Here is a 21,292-nt window from a genome sequence, read left to right on the forward strand (position 1 = left end):
TTCTGAAAATCATTCGCTGTCAGGCAATTGAACATCTGCTACATTTTTACGAAGCATGAGAATACCGTCCCCCAGAGGTACTAATGTTGCGGTGAGTCCTGGATTGTCTAAGGTTGCATCAAATAGTCTTTGAAGTCCTCTGTAAATAGTTCGCTGACCACGACGGACTTCCATAATATCCTTGGCAACATCACCACCTTGGAAAATATCATCCAAAACAACCACACCACCGACTTCCAAATGTTTGAGGATTTCTGGCAGAAAGACGATGTATTTAGACTTGGCTGAATCCATAAAGACGAAATCATAGGACTCTGTCAAGGTAGATAAGACATCTACCGCATCTCCTTCTAGGAGCGTAATTTGCTTGCGACTGTCAAACTGGGCGAAATTTTTCTTGGCAAATCCAATCATCTCTGGATTGCGGTCAATGGTTGTAATCTTTGCCTTTGGCGCATGTTCTGCCATCAAGAGGGCTGAAAACCCGATGGCCGTCCCAATTTCTAGAATGTTTTTAGGTTGTATGGTTTCCATGAGAAAACGGAAATAAGCAACCGTTTCATGGGGAATAATGGGAATATTTTCCTTGCGGGCAAAGTCTTCCAATTCTTTCAAAGATCCTGTGACCTGCTTTTGGCGCTGACGCATCAAGTCTACAATTTCTTCCTTGACGACAGGGCGACGCATGTTATGGTTGGCATTTTTACTATATGATTCAACCATCTTATGCCATTCCCAATTTTTCAACAAGTGCTTCAAACTCATTTAAACGACGTTCAAAGACTGCAAAGGCATCGTTGAGGTAGTCTTCCTTCTCCATATCAACTCCAGCTTTTCTCATGACATTAAGTGGATAGTCAGACTTACCTGCCTTGAGATAGTCGATATAGCGGTCACGGTCTTCTTGATTACCATGGACAATCTTTTCAGCCAAGGCTGAGGCTGCTGCAAAGCCAGTTGAATATTGGTATACATAGTAGTTATAGTAGAAGTGTGGAATGCGAGCCCACTCGTATTGGATTTCAGGATTGTCTTCCTTACTCAAACCATAATACTCTTGGTTCAAGTCTGCGTAGAGTTTATTTAGGAAATCACTTGTCAAGACTTCTCCATTTTGGTCCGCTTGGTGGATAGCGTGTTCAAACTCAGCAAATTGAGTTTGACGGAAAACTGTCCCACGGAAACCATCTAGGAAGTTATTGAGAATAGCAAAGCGCGTTGCATCATCTTCCACTTCTTCCAATAATTTCTCCGTCAAGATATTTTCATTGGTAGTTGATGCAATCTCAGCCAAGAAGATAGAATAATCTCCGTAAACATAAGGCTGCGTTTCACGAGTATAGCTTGAATGCATACTGTGACCTGTTTCATGAACAAGGGTAAAGAGATTGTCTAAATTGTCCTGCCAATTAAGTAGCATAAAGGCATTGGTATCGTAAGAACCACCAGAGTAAGCACCTGAACGCTTGCCTTGGTTTTCGTAAACATCAATCCAACGCTCGCTGAAGGCACGTTTGACACGGCTCAAGTAATCCTCACCCAAGACTGCCAAGGCATCTTCTGCCTTTTTCAAGGCTTCTCGGTAGGTAAAACTGTATTCAACAGAAGAAAGTGGTGTGTAGACATCGTACATCTTGAGGTCTGAAATTCCCATGATTTTTGAACGAAGGTTAAGATAGCGATGCAAGAGTGGCAAATGCTTGCGAACTGCTGCTACCAAATTGTCATAAACACTCTCTGGAACAAAATTGGCTGCTAGGGCTGCATGACGAGCGCTCTTGTAGTTGCGAACTTTGGCACGGTAGTTTTGCACCTTAACATTGGTTTGCAAGGTTTTGGCATAGGTGTGTTGGAATTGTTGATAAGTCGCATAAAGGGCTTGATAGGCACCACGACGAACCTCACGATTTTTAGACTCCATCAAACGTGTGTAAGTCCCATGAGATAGCTGAACTTCCTTACCATCATCGTCAAGAACATAAGGGAACACAATATCCGCATTGTCCAAGATAGCGAAGGTTTCACTTGCCGAACCAAAGATTTCCCCAGCTCCAGCCAATAATTCTTCTTCGCGTTGTGAAAGAACGTGATCCTTGCCTTGCAAAAGCTTGTCAAAATAGTGTTGATAAACCTGCAATTTTGGCTGAGCTTCTAAAAAGTCAGCATACTGCTCTTCACTAATCTCCATAAATTCAGGTTCATAGAATGAAAAGGCTTGGTCTAGCTGGCTATAGAGAGTCATGGCCTTGGCATAGTACTCTTGGTACTTGGCTTCACGTGTGTCTTGGTCATTCTTCATATGAGCATAAACGTAAAGCTTCTCCATTTGGCGTTCCATTTCAAGAGAAAATTCAGTAATTTCGAGTAGACTATCCGCACTATCCAGGAGATGGCCTTCATACTGGGCTACTGTCTCCAATTGTTCTGTTATATCTTTTAAGGCTTCTTCCCAAGCCTGGTCAGTTGGGTAGATCGTTGATAGATCCCATGTATCTTTTTCATTTATTTCATGTCTTTGTAATACCATTAGATTCCTCCATCCTTTCTATTCTACCATATTTTTTAAGAAATATTGCTGATAAAAGGCTGGTGGATAGAGCATTTGCCAATCATTTTGAGGATTTTCTTGATAATAGGTTTGAAAATACAGATAATAGCGAATCAAATCTTGCTCAATTTGGCAAAAATTACCTACTAGTGGTCGAATTTGTGGATACCATTCTTTTAGCCCATAAGTCAGGAGATTTTCTCCCTTTTTATAGGCTTCTGCTTGTTCTTTCATCCAAATGGGATTTTGATAGTACAGTTGTTGCCGGATATAACGACAGATGTCCTTGTCCTGAGAAACTGTAAAATGAGATATTTTTTGTTTCTTATAGGGAAAACGTAATATCTCCAGTAAACTACCGTGACCATAGGGAAATTCCTTAATCTGATAATGGAGTTTACCTCGGAGATCTTGGTGAATCAGGTATTTGAGTCTTAAAACTTGTTTTTCACTGTCTAATTCCCAAACATAAAAGCCCATGTTTTGACTGAAATAGAGAAAACCTTGTTGTAGACGAGTCAAACGCTCCTTGAGCCACAGTTTTTTTCCCAGCAACCACAGTACTTGGTAACCCTGACTACGATAGCCCTCGCTACGCTCTTTAAGAACTTTTTGAGGCAAGGGACTACATTGAACCTCTAAAGCTAGATTGCCATTTACAAATACATCCGCAATCTGTTTAAGCTCTGGAAGCAGGTATTCTAATTGCACCTCGGCCTCTTTTTTCAACCAGTGATAAAGGACTTCCTTATTTTCCAGATGTTCTGGACTTTCATTTTCAGAGGAAAAATCACAGTCTTTTAAGGTTTTGTGGGCAAAATGGATCCGGACACTTGGTCCTTGACGCAAACGGAGCTGACCTCCACAAGCTGGGCAGGTGTATGCTTGCTTCTCAAGCTTATCCTCTAACACATTTACCAATTCTCCCCTAGAATCTCTCGCAACAAACATGATTTCCCTCCTTTTCTATATTATTCGTAAAAAAGAAAAAAGATCAGGAAAATTCCTAATCTTCATTCATGTTTATTTGATTTTCTTAGCTAGCATGGTCGCAAAGCGTAGTTGAATACGATTGCCATTCTCATCGCGACGGTGAAGATGGCCAGGATTTTCATTGTACTTAACCAATTCCCAGTCCTTGTAATAGTCTGCCAATTCTCCTTCTTTAAAGGTGAATGGGAAGTTCACAGAGCAAGGATAATCCTCCGTGTCCATAGCACAAACGATAAGATTGTAACCACCAACACTGGTTTTCTCCTGCATATTTTGAATAATAGCTGGAATGCGGTCCGCTTGTAGAAACATGAGAACAACTGTTGAAACGATAAAATCATATTCTTTCCCAATACTGGCTGAATTGATATCGTAAAGACCAACAGGCATATCTAGGTCTTCCTGCTCAACAATGCTTTGCAAGATTTCAAGAGATAATTCATTTTGATCTACAGCTGTCACATCAAAACCATTCTGTGCAAGAAAGAGAGAGTTACGGCCCTGACCACAGCCCAAATCCAAGGCTTTCCCTGGTTTTACTGTCTGCATTGCCTCTAGGACCTCTGAATGAACAGGATTGGTATTGTATTTCTTAGGAAAATAATCCTCAGGTTTACAATAAAATTCCAAGTACCATTCTACATCGTCTGTTACAGCCTCCACTCGGTGCCAGGCTTGTGGTTGCGCCATTGGATTGTCAGCCCCTGCTTCAAATAGGTGTTCAGCTAGAACCTCACCATCCTCTGTCAATTCAATAAACTTGAGAGTTCCTTTTAAAACAGTAATCTTGCCCCAAGTCCCAACCTTGGTATTGTGCTTTTGCTGAACAGCCTCTGGCATGGTTTCTTTAGTCCACAAAGGCATGCGTTTATAGGCAACTAGTTTTTCCATCTTCATTCCTCTTTTTATCGCTGATTAACAGCTTTCATAACACGCGCGATGTCGCGGTTTTGCTCACGTCGTTTGATAGACTCCCGTTTATCGTAGTCATGCTTCCCTTTAGCTAGGCCTAAAAGGAGCTTGGCATAGCCATCTTTGATATAGACTTTAAGGGGAACCAGGGTCATTCCTGTTCCTTTAGTCTCTTGTTCCAATTTTTGAATTTGCTTTTTATGGAGTAAGAGTTTTCGACGACGTTCTGGTTCTTGGTTCCAGATATTGCCCTCTTTGTAAGGAGCGATATGAACATTGCTCAGCCATACCTCCCCATTTTTTACTTGGGCAAAGCCATCCTTGAGATTGATTCGAGCTGCTCGTACACTCTTGATTTCAGTTCCAGTCAGGACCATCCCTGCCTCTAGCGTATCTACGATTGTATAGTCGTGGCGCGCCTTTTTATTTTGTGCGACGACCTTTCCCTCGCCCTTTGCCATGCTTAGCTCCTTTCTTAGCTACTTCCTTATAAAAAGGATTCTTTCCTTTTTTCTTCTTGTCTTTTTGTGAATGCTTGCGCTTATCATTTGAGCGTCCTGATTTTCTCTTATCTTCCTTCTTATCTGAACGACGACTTGAACCACGCCCCCTGTCACTGCGATTAGACTGTTTTAAGCCTTTTTCAATCACATCAAACTCACTTGGGATATATGAGAAGTCAATTTCACCCGTCATCTTGTCGGCTCTTTCAACTCGGATACGAATCTGTTGCCCTACACGGAAGGTTGTTCCTGATTTTTCTCCACGAAGAGTCAAATCACGTTCGTTGAAATGATAAAATTCAGGTAAATTAGTGATGTGAATCAAGCCTTCAACTGTGTTTGGCAATTCGACAAAGAGACCAAACTTGACAATGCTGGACACAACCGCATCGTACTCTTCACCCACGTATTCTTCCATGTACTCAGCCTTTTTCATGGCTTCGACTTCACGCTCAGCTTCAATGGCACGACGCTCCCGGTTGGAAGACTGGGTCGCAATCTCTGGAATCACTTGCTCAAAATGCTCTGCTATTTCCTTAGAACGGCTGTAATCACGAATCATACGGTGAACAAGAAGGTCTGGATAACGACGAATCGGACTGGTAAAGTGAGTGTAATAGTCAGCAGCAAGGCCATAGTGGCCGTGATTGTGCTCCGAATAGCGAGCCTGCTGCATAGAGCGAAGAAGCATCATGGACAATACATCTGCATAAGGTTCCCCCTCAACAGCACGCATGATGTCTTGGAGGGCCTCCTGGCTAATCTCACTGGCAGTCCCATAAATACGCAAGCCAAAACTCGAAGCATAATCAATAAACTTCTGAACTTTTTCAGCCTTAGGCTCCTCGTGAATTCGATAGATGAAAGGTAGATCCAGCTTGCTAAAATGCTCGGCAACTGTTTCATTGGCCATCAGCATAAAGGATTCAATCATGCGCTCAGCAACACCACGCTGACGAAGAACGATATCAACAGGCTTACCTTGCTTATCCACTAAAATCTTAGCTTCATTGGTATCGAAATTGAGGGCACCACGTTTCACACGCATGTTTTCTAAAATTTCATGAAGCTTGGCCATGAGTTCGATACTAGGGACAATTTTCTGATATTCTTGTCTCTTTTCCACGTCGCCAGCTAGAATATCATTAACATCGTTATAGGTCATACGGAAGCTTGTCTTGATTACCGTTTGTGTAATGGTGTAATTGACCACACGACCATGTTTATCAATCTCCATAATGGCAGACTGGGTTAGGCGATCAACTTGAGGATTGAGGGAGCAGATACCATTTGACAGTCGTTCTGGAAGCATTGGGACCACACGGTCTGTCACATAGACAGAAGTTGCACGATTAAGGGCTTCCTTATCAAGGGCAGACCCCTCAGTCACATAGTAGGAAACATCTGCGATGTGAACACCGAGCTCCAAATTCCCATTTTTTAAAGCCTTGATATGCACCGCATCGTCCAAGTCTTTGGCGTCAGCACCGTCAATGGTAAAGGTAATCTCATCTCTTAGATCCAGACGGCCTTCCATATCCTTTTGAGACGGAACATCAGGCACACTTTCTGCTTCCTTGACAACAGCCTCTGGAAATTCTGAGACAATGTCCATAGACTCCAAAACCTCAAGAACATCAATTCCGACATCCGTTGAATGCCCCACCACATCTAGAACACTCGCGACAAAGAAATCATGTTTCTTGCTTGGGTATTTGTCGATAAAGACCTTGAGAACTTCTGTTCCCTCCAGTTTAAGGGCTGGTTTTTTTACATAAATCGGTTGGCTGATTTTCTGATTTTTCGAACGGATGTAGCCAGCATACTTAGGTTTTTCCTGATCTAGAACGATTTGACCGACAACAGTTGTCAAACTGTGTTCTAGGATATCGATAATTTTGGCTTCCGCCGCTGTTCCCTTGTTACGATCAGCGACTTTCTTGATGACAACCTCAACAGTATCGCCATCAATAGCATAGTTGACATCGTTTTTACCTACAAAAAGGTCGTCCTCCTCGCCTTCTAGACTGACAAAACCAAAGCCATTTTTATGGGCATGAAAAATCCCCTTGAGAGTAATCTCATGTTTTTTCTTAACTTCTAAGGTCAGAGTACCATCTTCTTCAAAACGAATCTGGTGCTTTCTTTCCATTAAGGATAAGGTTTTAATCAACTCACGAAAATCCTTGGAACCGTCTTTTCCCAAAGCCTGAGCCAAGTCATTGACAGTTACCTTTCCCTTATCTTGCAAATATTCTTTTATTCTATCTTTCATATTTTCTTTCTAGATTTTTTGTTTTCTTTTACTGTAAAACCTTTTCAAACATCCTTTAAAAATAAAAAGAGGCAAAGACCTAGTCCTGCCCATTATTTTCTTATCTACTTGATAATACCGTCAATGCTAAGGCAATGGCTAGCCAGAAAAAGACTAAAATCCCTGTCAAACGCTGCATTACAGCTTCAAAACCGCGTGCTTTACTGCGTTCAAACAAATCACCTGAGCTGGCATCAAATACATTGCTGGATTGGTTTTTGGTTGGTTGCATGAAAATCGCAATCACAATCACAACAGATAATACTAATAAAATGGTTAATAATAGGTTATACATATCAAACTCCTTAAAATCCCTATTATTTTACCATAAAATCTACTTAGATTCAAGATGTAGGGTTACTTTTCTTTCCTTGGGACAATACTTTAAAACCTCAATCTTGTCTGGATGGGTTTTGGAATTTTTACTAGTTAGGTAATTGATACTGCCACAAGAGGAGCATTTGAGATTAATTTTTACTCGCACTAGATTTCCTTTACTTTTAATAATGTTCGAAATTGAAGAAGGTTAAAGAGACAACTAAAGGCAACACAAAGGCTTGTCGCATAAAAGACTGCATGGTAGCCAAATTTTCCTGCTACTGCAGAACCTGCCATAGGACCAACGACACCTCCCAGATAAAAGAATACCTGATTGAAGGCAAAGACCCTCGAAATACCAGCTTTGGGCGTCATCTTGCTGAGAAGGGCATTAACTCCGGGAATCAAAGCACCGGTTCCCAAGCCAAAGAGGAAACGATAGAGTCCTAGTTGAAAGGGGCTAGAGGCATTGGCACAAAGAAGATAGATGATGACTGAATAAAGCTGGGCTACAACCAAGAGGCGATGGTTGCCCACCTTGTCACCTAGCTTTCCCATGACTCCTGCACTCATCATACTGGAAAAGCCCATACTAGATACAATCAAACCAGAGACAAAAAGAAGATTCTCTGTCTGGCCTAAGTCGCGTACATACAGAGCTAAGATAGGGCCGATTGATTGGGCTGAAAATTGGATGACAAAACTAGTCAGAAAGAGGTTGACCAAGAGATAGGGATATTTAACTGATGTAAATAATTCCTTTGTTGGGATGGCCTTTTCCTTGGCTAGTGGTTGAAAATCTTCCTTGATAAAGCAAATAGTTAAAACAGCAGCTAAGAATAGAAAACTACCAACCAGTAAGAAAACTGTACGAATACCAAATAATTCTGCAATAAAGCCACCAATAAAGGGGCCAGTTAGAGTGCCTGCAACTACGCCAGTAGACAAAGTACCTAAGGCAGAGCCTGATTTCTCCTTGGGAACCTGACTGGCTATTAAGGCCGTTGCATTGGGAACAAAACCCGCAAATACACCATTCAGTAAACGAAGAAAGATTAACCAATAGATATTTGGCACAAAGGCCAAGCCTCCCATAGTGATAGTCATGGCCAGACCAGCACGAATCATCATGGGTTTTCGACCGTATTTATCAGCAAAAATACCCCAGATAGGAGAAAAGAGCGCCGCAGAAATAGCAGAGACAGAAATAGCTAAGCCTGCATAAAAAGCGACTTGCTCACTCCCTACACCTAGATTTTCCACAAAGATGGGCATAAAAGGCACAACCAAAGAAATACTGGCTCCTGTCAGAAAATTACCAAACCAGGCAATGCGCAGATTATCCTTCCAGTTAATCTCTGTCATCTTGCTTACCTCCCTCAAGCAGGGAGAACACCTGAGTAAGAAGCTGGTCCTGATTTCCATTGTTGTCTAGAACATGGCTGGCCAAATCTTTCTTTTTCTCTAAAGGCCACTGGGCTGCCAGACGAGATTCAGCTTCATCTTTAGACAACTGGTCCCTTTTCATTAAGCGTTCTACTTGGACATCTCGGTCCACATAGACCAACCAAGTCTCATCAAACCAAGCGCTGTAGGCCTGCTCAAAAAGTAGGGGAATATCCATGAAGAAAATCTCTTCTGTCTGAGCCAACTGGTCTCTCAACGTAGCTAGTTCCTCACGGATAATCTCTCCTTGGATTTGCTTAGACCATTCTCGTTCTTCAGGATTTGAAAAGATAAGACTAGCTAGGAGAGGGCGATTGAGTTCTCCATTTTCTAATACAATTTCTTGACCAAAGTGCTGGACTAGAGCTTCAAACAGACGACCACTAGGTTCCTGTAGTTGGTGAACAAGAGCGTCGGCATCCACTACTTGAAAGCCTTGCTTTCTTAGAAAATTTGTCACGGTTGACTTACCAGAGGCAATTCCCCCAGTGATTCCAATGATTTTTCCCATCAGCCCCTCCTTTGGCACTGAGGACAAAAGTGAGTTCCTCGTCCGCCTAGTTGGATTTTCTCAATGATAGTACCACAACGTGAACATTCTTGACCAGCCTTGTCATAGACTTGATGAAAATCCTGCATGGTTCCATCTTCCCCAAAGGCATTGGTATAGGTCCGAATGGTAGAACCACCTTTTTCAACAGCCTGTCCCAAAACAGCGATGGTCTGGTCATGAATGGCAGTCGCTTCTTCTGCTGTCAGAGTCTGGGAAGGTCTAGCTGGATGAACCTGAGCTCGCCAAAGAACCTCATCCACATAGATATTGCCAAGTCCAGCTACCAAGGTCTGGTCTAGAAGATGGGATTTGATAGGTTTTTTGGACTTAGCTAGGGCAGTTTGAAAGACCTGCAAATCAAAGTCTTGTTCGCTTGGTTCAGGTCCTAGTTTTTTAGAAAGAAAGTAGACTTCCAAAAGGTCAGGCGCCAAGAGTTCCATAGTACCAAACTTGCGAACATCCTCATAAACAAGCGTGCCACCATCCGCAAACTGGAAGAAAATATGAGCATGCTTGCGTTCAGGCACTTGGTCTGGATAGTAAAAATACTTGCCCTCCATCCGCAAATGGGAAATCAAGATCTTGTCTGTCAGGTAGAAAAGCAAATATTTACCACGACGTCCCATTGACTCAACAATCTGACCAGGCACTTCCTTTTGAAACTCGTCCAAATCCGTCTTAATCATCTTGGGATAACGAATTTCCATACTCGAAATCTTCTTACCCAAAATCAATTTTTCTAAGCCACGGCGAACAGTTTCAACCTCTGGTAATTCAGGCATAAGTCCTCCTTCTGTAAAAACAAGAAGCAGGCATGAGCCCACCTCTACTTAGTATTCTTTTTCATTATAGCCAAAGTCAGCCAAATCTAGTTTTTTATCACGCCAGTTTTTCTTAACCTTGACCCAAGTTTCTAGGAAGACCTTGTCTCCTAGCATGAGCTCGATATCACGACGGGCCATGCTACCAATTTTCTTAAGCATAGCGCCACCTTTACCGATGATAATCCCTTTCTGACTATCGCGCTCCACCATGATGGTTGCACGGATGTGCACCTTGTCTGTCTCTTCGTCTCGTTTCATAGAATCCACAACTACAGCAACTGAGTGAGGAATCTCTTCACGCGTTAAATGAAGAACCTTCTCACGAACCATTTCTGAAACCAAGAATCGTTCTGGATGGTCTGTGATTTGATCAGATGGGAAATATTGGAAACCTTCGTCCAGATTTTCACTCAAAATATCCACTAGACGAGAGACGTTATTCCCTTGAAGAGCTGAGATTGGAACGATTTCCTTAAAGTCCATTTGATTACGAAAATCATCAATCTGAGACAAAAGCTGGTCTGGATGAACCTTATCGATCTTGTTCACCACCAGAATAACAGGAACCTTGGCAGCCTTAAGACGCTCGATAATCATATCGTCCCCCTTACCACGCGCTTCATCCGCAGGTACCATGAAAAGAACGGTGTCCACTTCGCGAAGGGTGCTGTAGGCAGATTCAACCATGAAGTCTCCAAGAGCCGTTTTAGGCTTGTGAATCCCTGGTGTGTCGATAAAGACGATTTGTTCCCTATCAGTCGTGTAAATTCCCATGATTTTGTTGCGTGTTGTCTGCGCCTTGTCACTCATGATGGCAATCTTTTGCCCCATGACATGATTTAAAAAAGTTGACTTCCCAACATTGGGACGTCCTAAAATGGCTACAAAGCCTGATTTAAAAGTCATAATTTCCTCTTACTGTTTAAAATAATAAATCCCAGATTCTTGGGAGAAAAATCAATGCGCCTGTTAAGGCTGCGAAAAGAGAGACCACTAATACCGCACCAGCCGCCATATCCTTGGCATTTTTAGCCAGCATAGAAAAGTGATAGTGACTGGCCAAATCTACCACATTTTCGATAGCAGAATTGATAATTTCAAAGGCTACTACCAAGAAAATGCTCAATAGGAGAAAGAGCCATTCGATTCGTGACACCTGAAAAACAAAACCTGCAAGAATGACTACAAGAGCCGTCACTGCATGTTTTCGCATATTGCGTTCTTCCTTGATAGCAGTAAAAATTCCTGTGATGGCAAATTCTAAACTGGCTATCAGGTCACGATTTTTCCATTTTCGTTTATTGTCTTGTGAGTCCATAGGCTGTCAAAATTTCTTCTTGTAAACCGAACATCTCCGCTTCTTCTTCTGGAGTGTAGTGATCATAGCCGTTGATATGTAAAAAGCCGTGTACTGCCAAGAAGCCCATCTCACGCTCAAAGCTGTGGCCATATTCCTCGGCCTGCTCATGAGCCTTATCAATAGAGATGAACAGTTCCCCAATATAGGCATCAAACTCAGACATCATCTCTGCCAATTCTGGATTGTCAAGCAAATCCTCTTCGTCAAAGGCAATATCCAACTCTGGTTTATACTCAAGACTGATGACATCTGTCGGACGGTCCGTGTCACGGTACTCCAAATTCAGTTCATGACTACGCTCATTAGTCACAAAGGTGACTGCCATTTCCTTGTCTTCTTTTCCTAATTTTTGGGCTGCAAATTCCAAAATTTCTTGGGTTTGTTGCAACATTTCTTTTGAAACTTGACCAGTTTCATCTACCATTTCAATATACATGTACTTCTCGTTTCTCTTTACTTGGCTTTATTATACCACATTTCCATGATTTTATTCTACCTTTTTGATATAATACTATGGAATACAATCACAAGGAGAGAACGATGTCATTTGACGGATTTTTTTTACATCATATGGTTGAGGAATTGCGAAGAGAGTTAGTGAATGGTCGCATTCAGAAAATCAATCAGCCTTTTGAACAAGAGTTGGTCTTGCAAATCCGCAGCAATCGCCAAAGCCATCGCCTGCTCCTTTCTGCCCATCCAGTTTTTGGACGCATTCAGCTGACCCAAACGACCTTTGAAAATCCAGCCCAACCCTCTACCTTTATCATGGTTTTAAGAAAATATTTGCAGGGTGCCCTGATTGAGTCGATTGAGCAAGTGGAAAATGACCGTATTGTGGAAATGACAGTTTCCAATAAAAACGAGATTGGAGACCATATTCAGGCTACCTTGATTATCGAAATCATGGGGAAACACAGTAATATTCTACTGGTTGATAAGAGCAGTCATAAAATTCTCGAAGTCATTAAACACGTCGGCTTTTCACAAAATAGCTACCGTACCTTGCTTCCTGGATCGACCTATATCGCTCCGCCAAGTACGGAATCTCTCAATCCTTTTACTATCAAGGATGAAAAGCTCTTTGAAATCCTACAAACACAGGAAACGACAGCTAAAAACCTTCAAAGCCTCTTTCAAGGTCTGGGACGTGATACGGCAAATGAATTGGAAAACATTCTGGTTAGTGATAAACTATCTACTTTCCGTAACTTTTTCAATCAAGAAACCAAGCCATGCTTGACTGAGACTTCCTTCAGTCCAATTCCTTTTGCAAATCAGGTGGGAGAGCCTTTTGCCAGTCTTTCTGATTTGCTGGACACCTACTATAAGGACAAGGCTGAGCGTGACCGTGTCAAACAACAAGCCAGTGAACTGATTCGTCGTGTTGAAAATGAACTTCAGAAAAACCGCCACAAACTCAAAAAACAGGAAAAAGAGTTACTGGCGACAGATAATGCTGAAGAATTTCGCCAAAAAGGAGAATTACTGACAACCTTCCTCCACCAAGTGCCTAACGACCAAGACCAGGTTATCCTAGACAACTACTACACCAACCAACCTATCACAATAGCTCTTGATAAGGCCTTGACTCCCAACCAGAATGCCCAACGCTATTTCAAACGTTACCAAAAACTCAAAGAAGCTGTCAAATACTTGACTGATCTGATTGAGGAAACCAAGGCAACCATTCTCTATCTGGAAAGTGTGGAAACTGTTCTCAACCAAGCTGGGTTGGAAGAAATCGCTGAAATCCGTGAAGAATTAATCCAAACTGGCTTTATCCGCAGAAGACAGCGGGAGAAAATCCAGAAACGCAAAAAACCAGAACAATATCTAGCAAGCGATGGCAAAACCATCATCTATGTCGGCCGCAACAACCTACAAAACGAGGAGCTAACCTTTAAAATTGCCCGCAAGGAGGAACTTTGGTTCCATGCCAAGGATATTCCTGGAAGCCATGTTGTCATCTCAGGCAATCTTGACCCATCTGATGAAGTCAAAACAGACGCGGCAGAACTGGCCGCCTACTTCTCTCAAGGTCGCCTGTCAAATCTGGTGCAGGTAGATATGATTGAAGTCAAGAAACTCAACAAACCAACTGGCGGAAAACCAGGCTTTGTCACTTACACAGGACAAAAGACCCTCCGTGTCACACCAGATCCAGAAAAAATCGCATCCATGAAAAAATCCTGATTTTACTTGAAATCAGGATTTTTAACTTATACTCAAATAATATTCATACTCAATGAAAATCAAAGAGCAAACTAGGAAGCTAGCCGCAGGCTGCTCAAAGCACTGCTTTTAGGTTGTAGATAAGACTGACAAAGTCAGCTCAAAACACTGTTTTGAGGTTGCAGATAGAACTGACAAAGTCAGTAACCATATATAATCCAAGGCAACTCTGACGTGGTTTAAAGAGATTTTCGAAGAAGAGTATCAATTATAGGATCAATCTTTGCCACCTAGCTTCTCGTTGATTTTCATCATCACACTAGCAATTTTTTCGCCCCAATAAGGGTCTGATGCATATTGCACATTCATACCTGACGCCTTGTTGCCAAGGAAAGTTCTGCCCCTATCGATATAATTTTCCTTAATCCACTTGGTTGCACCTAAAATTCCCTTATCCACATCATCAAATGTTTTAGCAGAAAGGTAAGGTGTCGTATCATAGGCTGTAATGCCAAAGAAATTGTTCTTATCTTTGGCAATCTTGCTACGTCCCCAGTCGCTTTCTAAGGCGCTATGAGCAAGGAGGTAGAGGGCATTGATATGGTAATGTTCTTCGGCTTCCTTAAAGGTAGCTCCCTTATTTTCCAAGAGGCTGTTATCAATATTTAACAAACTAAATACCTTATCCAAATCCTCAGCACTGTAATTTGTAGCCTCTGTCAAATCTTTGAAAAGGAAGGGATTTTCAAGGTTAAAATCATCAAAATGCAGTCCATCTGCCGAATAATATTTCTTACCTACTTCCATATCAGAAAGATGAGAAGCTACTGGAATGCTAGCATTCTGAGCTACATAGTGATAAAAACGGTGTCCATCACTCTCATAATAAGGGATAAAATCCTTACTAGTATCTAGCGCTTGTAAATCTTCTGTTTTCATGTAGCCTGACAAACCAGAAATAATAATAGCTAGGCGCTTGTCATCACTTTTTCTATCCTTATCTAGCCAGACAACACTACCTTGCGATATATAGGAGAGTTTTTCACCATCTGCATTATAGACATTTGCTGTGACAGGCACTACTTGATAATAAGCAGCATTTTCGTTTGTTGCTTTTTCTACAAGCCACTTTCCATCGCTTCCTAGCTGATGACCATCAATAATCTCGTTTTTTGCCATGTAACCGCCAGATTTGAAGTAATACCAGGCTTGACTTTTAGCATCGTATACCCATTCTTTCTCAGCCATTTTGCCATCAGATTTTAGATAAAACCATGACTCCTTATCCAAAATCCATTCATTGGCTGCCATATAGCCACCAGATTTTAGATAATAATAATAATGGCCATTTTCGAAAATCCATTCTTTATCAGCATGATTTCCATTTTCTTTGATATAAAACCAAGATTGGTATTGTTTGTCAAAAAGCCAACCTTGCTGTACTTTTGCCCCACTAGCATTCACATAAGCCTGCTCAATCCACTGACTAGTCAGCAAATAACCACCAGATTTGAAATAATAGTCTTTCCCTTTGATTTGGAGCCATTCTTTCTCTGCGTGTTGTCCATCTGCTTTGATATAAAACCAAGCGTCGTATTGAGAATCATAGACCCATTCTTCTATTACCTTGGCACCTGATGCACCGACATAGGAAGCTCCTAGCCAAGCGTTTCTTTTCATCTTTCCATTTTGGTCAAGATAATAGAAGGCTCCCTTATCTTCTACCCATTCTGATTTGGCCATATAACCCCCAGATTTGAGGTAAAAATAGTCGTCACCTTGTTTCAGCCATTCATTTTCAGCATAGTTGGTATCTTCTTTTATATAAAACCAAGATTGATAGTGAGCATCAAAAATCCACTCATTCGCTGCTGGACTACCATCAGCTTTTAGGTATTGTTTTCCTTGCCAAGTACCATCGCTGGCCAGTGCTCCTTCTGGTCTGGCTAAGAAAAATAGCAAAGCTAAAAAAACAAATCTCAATTTCTTCATAAACTTTCTTCCTCTGTTCTTTCCATTTTATTGTATCAAAATTCTCTATAATCAATATTACAAACTGATGAAAAATCAAGAACAGATTGATTGCAGTTTATCTCAGAGACTCTTTTACTTCCTTGCGGAGATTTTCCAGACTACTAATGCCGTACTTGTCCATAACCTTTGGTAGATTTTCGATGATATCAGGACAGGCATATGGATTGGTAAAGTTGGCTGTTCCAACTCCGATAGCAGAGGCTCCAGCCAGATACATTTCTAGGGCAGCTTCTGCCGAATCCACTCCTCCCATTCCAATGATAGGTAGGTCTGTTGTTTGGGCTACTTGACGGATGAGTTTGAGGGCTACTGGAAAGACTGCTGGACCAGACATTCCACCTGTTCCATTTGCCAAGATTGGTTTTCTAGTTTTGAGGTCAAAGCGCATACCAACTAGAGTATTGATCATGGTCAAGCCACTTGCTCCCGCATCTTCTGCAGCTTTTGCGACTGTGACGATATCCGTCACACTAGGAGTTAGTTTGACATAAACTGGCACATCAGAGGCTTCCACAGCTGCTTTCACCACATCATAAGCTAAATCTGGGTCTTGACCAATCAAAAGTCCATGATTACAGTGGTCAACATTGGGGCAAGAAATATTGAGCTCAATAGCCTTCACATTAGTTGCCTTGGAAATCCCATGAGAAACAGCCGCATACTCTTGTTTTGAAAAACCAGCTACATTGGCAATAATAGGAAGATTTGGATATTCTCTTTCCAACCAAGGTAGCTTTTCAGCCAAAACAACCTCCAAACCAGGATTTTGCAAGCCGATTGCATTAAGCATACCAGCGGGTGTTTCTGCCACTCTTGGAGTTGGATTTCCAAAACGGGCTTCAAGGGTTGTCGCCTTAATCATAATAGAACCTAAAAGGTCTAAATCATAATACTTGGCATACTCTTGTCCAAAACCAAAACAGCCTGAGGCTGGAATAATCGGATTTTTCAAATCCAAGCCTGGTAGAGAAACTTGTAAACGATTTGTAGTCATAATTTTCTCCTTATAATACAACTGTTCCTGTGCGGAAAACAGGGCCATCTTCACAGACGCGTTGGCTGACCGTCTCGCTTTCTGGCACTTTTAGGACGCAGGCATAGCAAGCCCCCATCCCACAAGCCATACGAGATTCCAGAGATAAATAGGCTCTTGGGTGGTCATAAAAGGTTTGATTGATATACTTCATCATTCCAGGCGCCCCACATGAGTAAACAGCATCAAATTGATTGTCTAAATCCTTGATAACAACGGAAACATTTCCTTTAATGCCATAAGAACCATCATCTGTCGTTACAAATACCTGCCCATATTGAGCTAATTCCGTCTCTAAAATAACAGCATCCTTATTAGCAAAACCAAGAACTGTCACTACTTTCACACCACGCGCACGCAATTCCTTGGCTACTTCAAGTAAGGGCGGAACACCAATCCCCCCACCAACAAGGAGAACCTGGCTCTGCTCATCAAGGTCAGACAAGTCAAAACCATTTCCCTGAGGCCCCATCACATCAAGAGTATCTCCCTGACTTAAGGTTGAGAAAATAGCTGTCCCAGCTCCTTCAATCCGGTAAATGAGATGACACTGCTTGTTAACCTTATCAATAGATGAAATTGAAATAGGACGACGCAAAAGATGGGCATCATCAGGCACGCGCAGATGTAGAAATTGACCTGCTCGCATGGCTTCAACCATTTCCCCTTCTAGGACTAATTCAAAGATTGCTGGCGCGATTTCCTCCTGTGCAACCACCTTCATGGTCTCCAAACGAATTGCACCCAAACGTTTCTTACATGTGGGATTCATGACTTTTCCTCCTTAATTTTTAAGGGGATCAGACAAAGAAAAGACCTTGCTAGTGCAAGGCCTCAGTTAAAATCGTACAACACAAGAGAGCACACTCAAAAAGTCTCCTCTAGAAAATTGTACTATTCTTTTATCTGACACCTTGTGAGTCTCTCTGGACTCCCCTTAAAGGTTAAATTTTTACTAGTATACTCTTTCAGCTAAAAAAAGTCAAGTAGAAAACGAACATTCTACTTGACCTCACGAGATTATTTTTCACGAATGACTTCTACCTTGTAGCCATCAGGGTCTTTGACAAAGTAATAGTTAGGCGCAGTTCCTGGTAGGCCATTTGGCTCAGTAACTTCATAACCTTTGGCACTATGCTCTTGATGAAGTGCCTCAAGATCAGGTGTACTGAGGGCGATATGGGCAAACCCATCTCCAACCACATAAGGACCATGATCGTAGTTATAAGTCAACTCCAACTCATAGTCGTCACCCTCAAGACCTAGATAGACAATCGTGAAGGCATGGTCTGGAAAATCTCTGCGACGCAATTCTTTAAATCCAAAAGCATCTTGATAAAATGCAATTGATTTTTCAAGATTTTCTACTCGCAAGCAAGTATGTAGCATTTTTGAAGCCATATTTTTCTCCTTTATTTTTAAAAAGACTGGGACAATCCTGTTCCAGTCTTATCAGTTATTATTTACCAAGTTTTGCTTTCGCTGCATCTGCAAGAGCTGTGAAAGCTGCTGCATCGTTAACAGCCAAGTCAGCAAGCATTTTACGGTTAACTTCGATCTCAGCCAATTTCAAACCATGCATCAATTGTGAGTATGAAAGTCCGTTCATACGAGCTGCCGCATTGATACGAGTGATCCACAATTTGCGGAAGTCACGTTTTTTCTGACGACGGTCACGGTATGCATAGTAGTAAGAGTTCATTACTTGTTCTTTTGCAGTACGGAACAAGATGTGTTTAGCTCCATAGTAACCTTTTGCTAATTTAAGAATACGTTTACGACGTTTGCGTGATACAACGCCACCTTTAACACGTGCCATGTTTTATTTCCTCCAAATATTTCCTAGAATTGTTTACTTACAGTCATGCTATTATTTCAAGCGAGTAAGCATTGCTTTGATACGTTTGTAATCTCCTGAATGCACCATAGATGCTTTACGAAGATGACGACGTTGTTTCTTAGTTTTTCCGTGGAAACGGTGAGAAGTGTAAGCACGGAAACGTTTAAGTCCACCAGAACCTGTACGTTTGAAACGTTTAGCTGATGCGCGGTGTGTTTTTTGTTTTGGCATGATTTTTTCTCCTTTATTTAACTTTCTGACAATTATTTTTTGTCAGTCGCTGGCGCCAATTGCATGAACATTTGACGTCCATCCATTTTAGCACGTTGTTCGATGATGGCAATATCTTGAGTTGCTTCAGCAAACTCGGCTAAAACTTTTGCACCAATCTCTTTATGGGTAATCATACGACCCTTAAAGCGAATAGATACCTTAACTTTATTTCCTTTTTCAAGGAATTTGCGTGCATTGCGAAGTTTTGTATCAAAGTCACCCTTGTCAATAGTTGGACTTAGACGAACTTCTTTCACAGTAACAACACTTTGTTTTTTACGTTGTTCTTTTTGCTTCTTCTGGTACTCAAATTTGAACTTACCGTAGTCCATAATTTTTGCAACAGGCGGTTTGGCTTGGGGTTGAATCAATACTAGGTCAACATTAGCGTTATCAGCCAAAGCTTGCGCTTCACTGAGTGGCTTGATGCCTAGCTGTTCTCCTTCAAGACCAATCAAGCGAACTTCACGTACACGAATCTCATCATTGATGAATAAGTCTTGCTTTGCTATGGTTTTCACCTCTTTTGTTTTATTAGAGAAAAACAATAGCGGACCCGTAAATATACAAGCCCGCACGTTATGATAGCGTTTCTTAGAAACTTTTCATCCGTAGGGCCAGGCAACTTGATGTCACAAGGCGAGAAGCTCTCACTTCTGCTTTTCTCAACTTTTATATGATACCAAGTTTTCTAGCCCTTGTCAAGATAAAAAGTTATTTTTTTGAAAAGTTTGTGTTTGTATTTTGCCTTGGTTTCCTCATCAAAAAGAGAGAATCAAGTTGATTCCCTCTCTGTATTAGTTTTTCCACACCTTCCCTATGGGAATGCTAAAACCTATTAAAAACTTCCTTTTTACGCGCACTTCCCCATCTTTCGATAAATAGAATCCCCACTAACAAAAGGATAATCAAGCAAGGAAGTAAGACCAGCCCCATGCTCCAATTTAGATTGACATTATCAATCTGCTTAGGTAATCTTCCAGACAAAATATCCACTGAACGCAAGTAAGTAAAGGGAATCAGATGTGCAATCCTCTGAAGAGGCTGGATCGTTTGGATACCAAACAATAAGCCAACAATCCCAATGAGGGAAAGGAAGAGAACAGGCATTTTTTGCTTGAAAAAGTAAGCAATCAAGTAGACGACTTCCACAATGACGATAAAGGCTAAGAAAGCTAAGAGCAAGCTAGGAAATAACACATCCTGTATTTTTCCAATAGTTACCTCTTGATTCGTTAAGCTATAGATTGGGTAGGGATAATCTAACTGTCCAAAACCACTTATCAGACTTCCCGCTAAAAAAGAAAATCCACAGATTCCGATAAACAGCACGGTTACATAACTCATCCCAACTCCAAGAGAGGACATGGCAAATGTCACTTTTGAAAAAGGATATAACTGAGCTGTATCGAGATTATTTTGATATCTTTCTGCGAACAGTTGTGTCAACATAAAAATAATAGTAATCACAAACAAGCTTGGGATGATAACCTCTAAAATCCAGACAATCTGATCAATCCCGTGGGTCGGATAATCTAAATTGTGCGCTTTTATGTTCAAGGGATACAGGGCTTGGTAAATCTTTCGTTGGCGGTCAACCGCCATTTTTAATTCAGAGTTAGAAGTCGGTTCATTTGACATAACTTCATAATTCTTCTCTTCATCTTGCCACTGCAAATAGTAGGCTTCTTTCCAGCGCCCTTCTTTTAATAAAGTCAGAATTTCTGTCTTTCGCTTCAAAAGATTTTTTTGCAAGTCTAAATTACTTTTTGCAAACTGGTATTCTTCCGAGCTGGTATCAGACATTTGAGAGAGTTTCGCTTCATTTTCATTGATAGCTCTCTCATTCGCTACAAGATGGGCATCCAACCTAGTCTCCAAGCTGACTGAGTTTGCAGTCTGACTATTGAAATAAAAGGTAACACCGAGTCCAGATGCAAATAAAAATAAGATAATCCAGTTTAAGCGACTTTTGAAAACTTTCTTTAACAAAAATAGGCTAATATATTTCATAACGGAACCTCTTCTATCTTCCCCTGATGAATGGTTACCATGCTATCGCAAATCTCCACTAACTCCTCTTTGTAGTGGGAACTCAAAAGAACCAGCTGTTCTTGTCTATCGATTTCTGCCAGCCTATTAAAAAATTTCTTCCGATAATACTCA

General features: G+C 41.4%; 23 protein-coding genes, 1 pseudogene and 1 other annotated feature. Of the genes and pseudogenes, 1 reads left to right on the plus strand and 23 read right to left on the minus strand.

What is annotated here, in order from left to right; genetic code table 11:
- Positions 1-9: 9 nt before the first annotated feature.
- The 14 genes from ACLNCW_RS07350 to ybeY all read right to left on the minus strand — a co-directional run bounded on the left by ACLNCW_RS07350 (position 10) and on the right by ybeY (position 12,207).
- Entirely contained in the window at positions 10-723 is a 714-nt protein-coding gene (locus ACLNCW_RS07350) for an O-methyltransferase (RefSeq protein WP_004239376.1), read from the minus strand.
- Between the two features lies 1 nt (position 724).
- On the minus strand, positions 725-2,527 hold the full coding sequence (gene pepF / locus ACLNCW_RS07355) for an oligoendopeptidase F (protein ID WP_424845786.1): 1,803 nt from the start codon (positions 2,525-2,527) through the stop codon (positions 725-727).
- A gap of 18 nt (positions 2,528-2,545) precedes the next feature.
- Positions 2,546-3,499: a competence protein CoiA gene (locus tag ACLNCW_RS07360; protein ID WP_000495920.1), complete on the minus strand. Its 954-nt coding sequence runs from the start codon at positions 3,497-3,499 to the stop codon at positions 2,546-2,548.
- 72 nt (positions 3,500-3,571) lie between these two features.
- Positions 3,572-4,432: an SAM-dependent methyltransferase TehB gene (gene tehB, locus ACLNCW_RS07365; RefSeq protein WP_033684997.1), complete on the minus strand. Its 861-nt coding sequence runs from the start codon at positions 4,430-4,432 to the stop codon at positions 3,572-3,574.
- Between the two features lie 14 nt (positions 4,433-4,446).
- The gene (gene smpB, locus ACLNCW_RS07370) at positions 4,447-4,914 is read right to left on the minus strand and encodes an SsrA-binding protein SmpB (RefSeq protein WP_424845789.1); all 468 of its coding nucleotides are present in this window, start codon (positions 4,912-4,914) and stop codon (positions 4,447-4,449) included.
- The gene (gene rnr, locus ACLNCW_RS07375; protein ID WP_424845791.1) at positions 4,877-7,231 is read right to left on the minus strand and encodes a ribonuclease R; all 2,355 of its coding nucleotides are present in this window, start codon (positions 7,229-7,231) and stop codon (positions 4,877-4,879) included. The genes smpB and rnr overlap by 38 nt, the downstream gene beginning before the upstream one ends.
- A 100-nt stretch (positions 7,232-7,331) precedes the next feature.
- Entirely contained in the window at positions 7,332-7,565 is a 234-nt protein-coding gene (secG, locus tag ACLNCW_RS07380) for a preprotein translocase subunit SecG (protein ID WP_000282517.1), read from the minus strand.
- Between the two features lie 39 nt (positions 7,566-7,604).
- On the minus strand, positions 7,605-7,754 hold the full coding sequence (gene rpmG, locus ACLNCW_RS07385) for a 50S ribosomal protein L33 (RefSeq protein ID WP_001809104.1): 150 nt from the start codon (positions 7,752-7,754) through the stop codon (positions 7,605-7,607).
- The gene (locus tag ACLNCW_RS07390; protein WP_020902908.1) at positions 7,754-8,953 is read right to left on the minus strand and encodes a multidrug efflux MFS transporter; all 1,200 of its coding nucleotides are present in this window, start codon (positions 8,951-8,953) and stop codon (positions 7,754-7,756) included. Before ACLNCW_RS07390 ends, rpmG begins: the two co-directional genes overlap by 1 nt.
- On the minus strand, positions 8,940-9,545 hold the full coding sequence (gene coaE / locus ACLNCW_RS07395) for a dephospho-CoA kinase (protein ID WP_424845793.1): 606 nt from the start codon (positions 9,543-9,545) through the stop codon (positions 8,940-8,942). The genes ACLNCW_RS07390 and coaE overlap by 14 nt, the downstream gene beginning before the upstream one ends.
- Entirely contained in the window at positions 9,545-10,369 is an 825-nt protein-coding gene (mutM, locus tag ACLNCW_RS07400; protein ID WP_060628458.1) for a DNA-formamidopyrimidine glycosylase, read from the minus strand. Before mutM ends, coaE begins: the two co-directional genes overlap by 1 nt.
- A gap of 48 nt (positions 10,370-10,417) precedes the next feature.
- Entirely contained in the window at positions 10,418-11,317 is a 900-nt protein-coding gene (gene era, locus ACLNCW_RS07405; RefSeq protein WP_261063648.1) for a GTPase Era, read from the minus strand.
- 16 nt (positions 11,318-11,333) lie between these two features.
- Positions 11,334-11,729 (minus strand): diacylglycerol kinase family protein, encoded by a 396-nt coding sequence (locus ACLNCW_RS07410; protein ID WP_084927583.1) that lies wholly within the window; start codon positions 11,727-11,729, stop codon positions 11,334-11,336.
- Entirely contained in the window at positions 11,710-12,207 is a 498-nt protein-coding gene (ybeY, locus tag ACLNCW_RS07415) for an rRNA maturation RNase YbeY (RefSeq protein ID WP_084927581.1), read from the minus strand. Before ybeY ends, ACLNCW_RS07410 begins: the two co-directional genes overlap by 20 nt.
- Before the next feature lie 104 nt (positions 12,208-12,311).
- On the opposite strand from ybeY, the gene pavA reads away from it, so the two are divergent.
- A complete protein-coding gene (gene pavA / locus ACLNCW_RS07420; protein WP_424845796.1) occupies positions 12,312-13,967 on the plus strand; it encodes an Rqc2 family fibronectin-binding protein PavA in 1,656 nt (551 codons plus the stop codon).
- 255 nt (positions 13,968-14,222) lie between these two features.
- On the opposite strand, the gene ACLNCW_RS07425 is transcribed toward pavA, so the two are convergent.
- From ACLNCW_RS07425 to ACLNCW_RS07465, 9 genes and pseudogenes are all read right to left on the minus strand, one after another.
- A complete protein-coding gene (locus ACLNCW_RS07425) occupies positions 14,223-15,938 on the minus strand; it encodes a glucosaminidase domain-containing protein (RefSeq protein ID WP_386682869.1) in 1,716 nt (571 codons plus the stop codon).
- A 97-nt stretch (positions 15,939-16,035) separates the two neighbouring features.
- Positions 16,036-17,022 (minus strand): dihydroorotate dehydrogenase, encoded by a 987-nt coding sequence (locus ACLNCW_RS07430; protein ID WP_414303259.1) that lies wholly within the window; start codon positions 17,020-17,022, stop codon positions 16,036-16,038.
- Complete coding sequence (locus ACLNCW_RS07435) at positions 16,985-17,785, minus strand: dihydroorotate dehydrogenase electron transfer subunit (protein WP_203213285.1); 801 nt, start codon at positions 17,783-17,785, stop codon at positions 16,985-16,987. Before ACLNCW_RS07435 ends, ACLNCW_RS07430 begins: the two co-directional genes overlap by 38 nt.
- Before the next feature lie 248 nt (positions 17,786-18,033).
- Positions 18,034-18,414: a lactoylglutathione lyase gene (gloA, locus tag ACLNCW_RS07440; RefSeq protein ID WP_000157153.1), complete on the minus strand. Its 381-nt coding sequence runs from the start codon at positions 18,412-18,414 to the stop codon at positions 18,034-18,036.
- A gap of 58 nt (positions 18,415-18,472) precedes the next feature.
- On the minus strand, positions 18,473-18,832 hold the full coding sequence (gene rplT, locus ACLNCW_RS07445; RefSeq protein WP_000124834.1) for a 50S ribosomal protein L20: 360 nt from the start codon (positions 18,830-18,832) through the stop codon (positions 18,473-18,475).
- 51 nt (positions 18,833-18,883) lie between these two features.
- Complete coding sequence (gene rpmI, locus ACLNCW_RS07450; RefSeq protein ID WP_001125943.1) at positions 18,884-19,084, minus strand: 50S ribosomal protein L35; 201 nt, start codon at positions 19,082-19,084, stop codon at positions 18,884-18,886.
- A gap of 32 nt (positions 19,085-19,116) precedes the next feature.
- Positions 19,117-19,647, minus strand: a complete 531-nt coding sequence (gene infC, locus ACLNCW_RS07455) for a translation initiation factor IF-3 (RefSeq protein WP_000848180.1) — start codon at positions 19,645-19,647, stop codon at positions 19,117-19,119.
- Between the two features lie 15 nt (positions 19,648-19,662).
- Positions 19,663-19,794, minus strand: a sequence feature (ribosomal protein L20 leader region).
- A 160-nt stretch (positions 19,795-19,954) separates the two neighbouring features.
- The gene (locus tag ACLNCW_RS07460) at positions 19,955-21,139 is read right to left on the minus strand and encodes a hypothetical protein (RefSeq protein WP_424845799.1); all 1,185 of its coding nucleotides are present in this window, start codon (positions 21,137-21,139) and stop codon (positions 19,955-19,957) included.
- Positions 21,136-21,292 (minus strand): annotated as a pseudogene (locus ACLNCW_RS07465) (ABC transporter ATP-binding protein); the annotation flags it as partial. The pseudogene ACLNCW_RS07465 and the gene ACLNCW_RS07460, both read right to left, overlap by 4 nt.

This window comes from Streptococcus sp. CL6.22 (assembly GCF_049738055.1).
Taxonomy (GTDB): Bacteria; Bacillota; Bacilli; order Lactobacillales; family Streptococcaceae; genus Streptococcus; species Streptococcus mitis_DJ.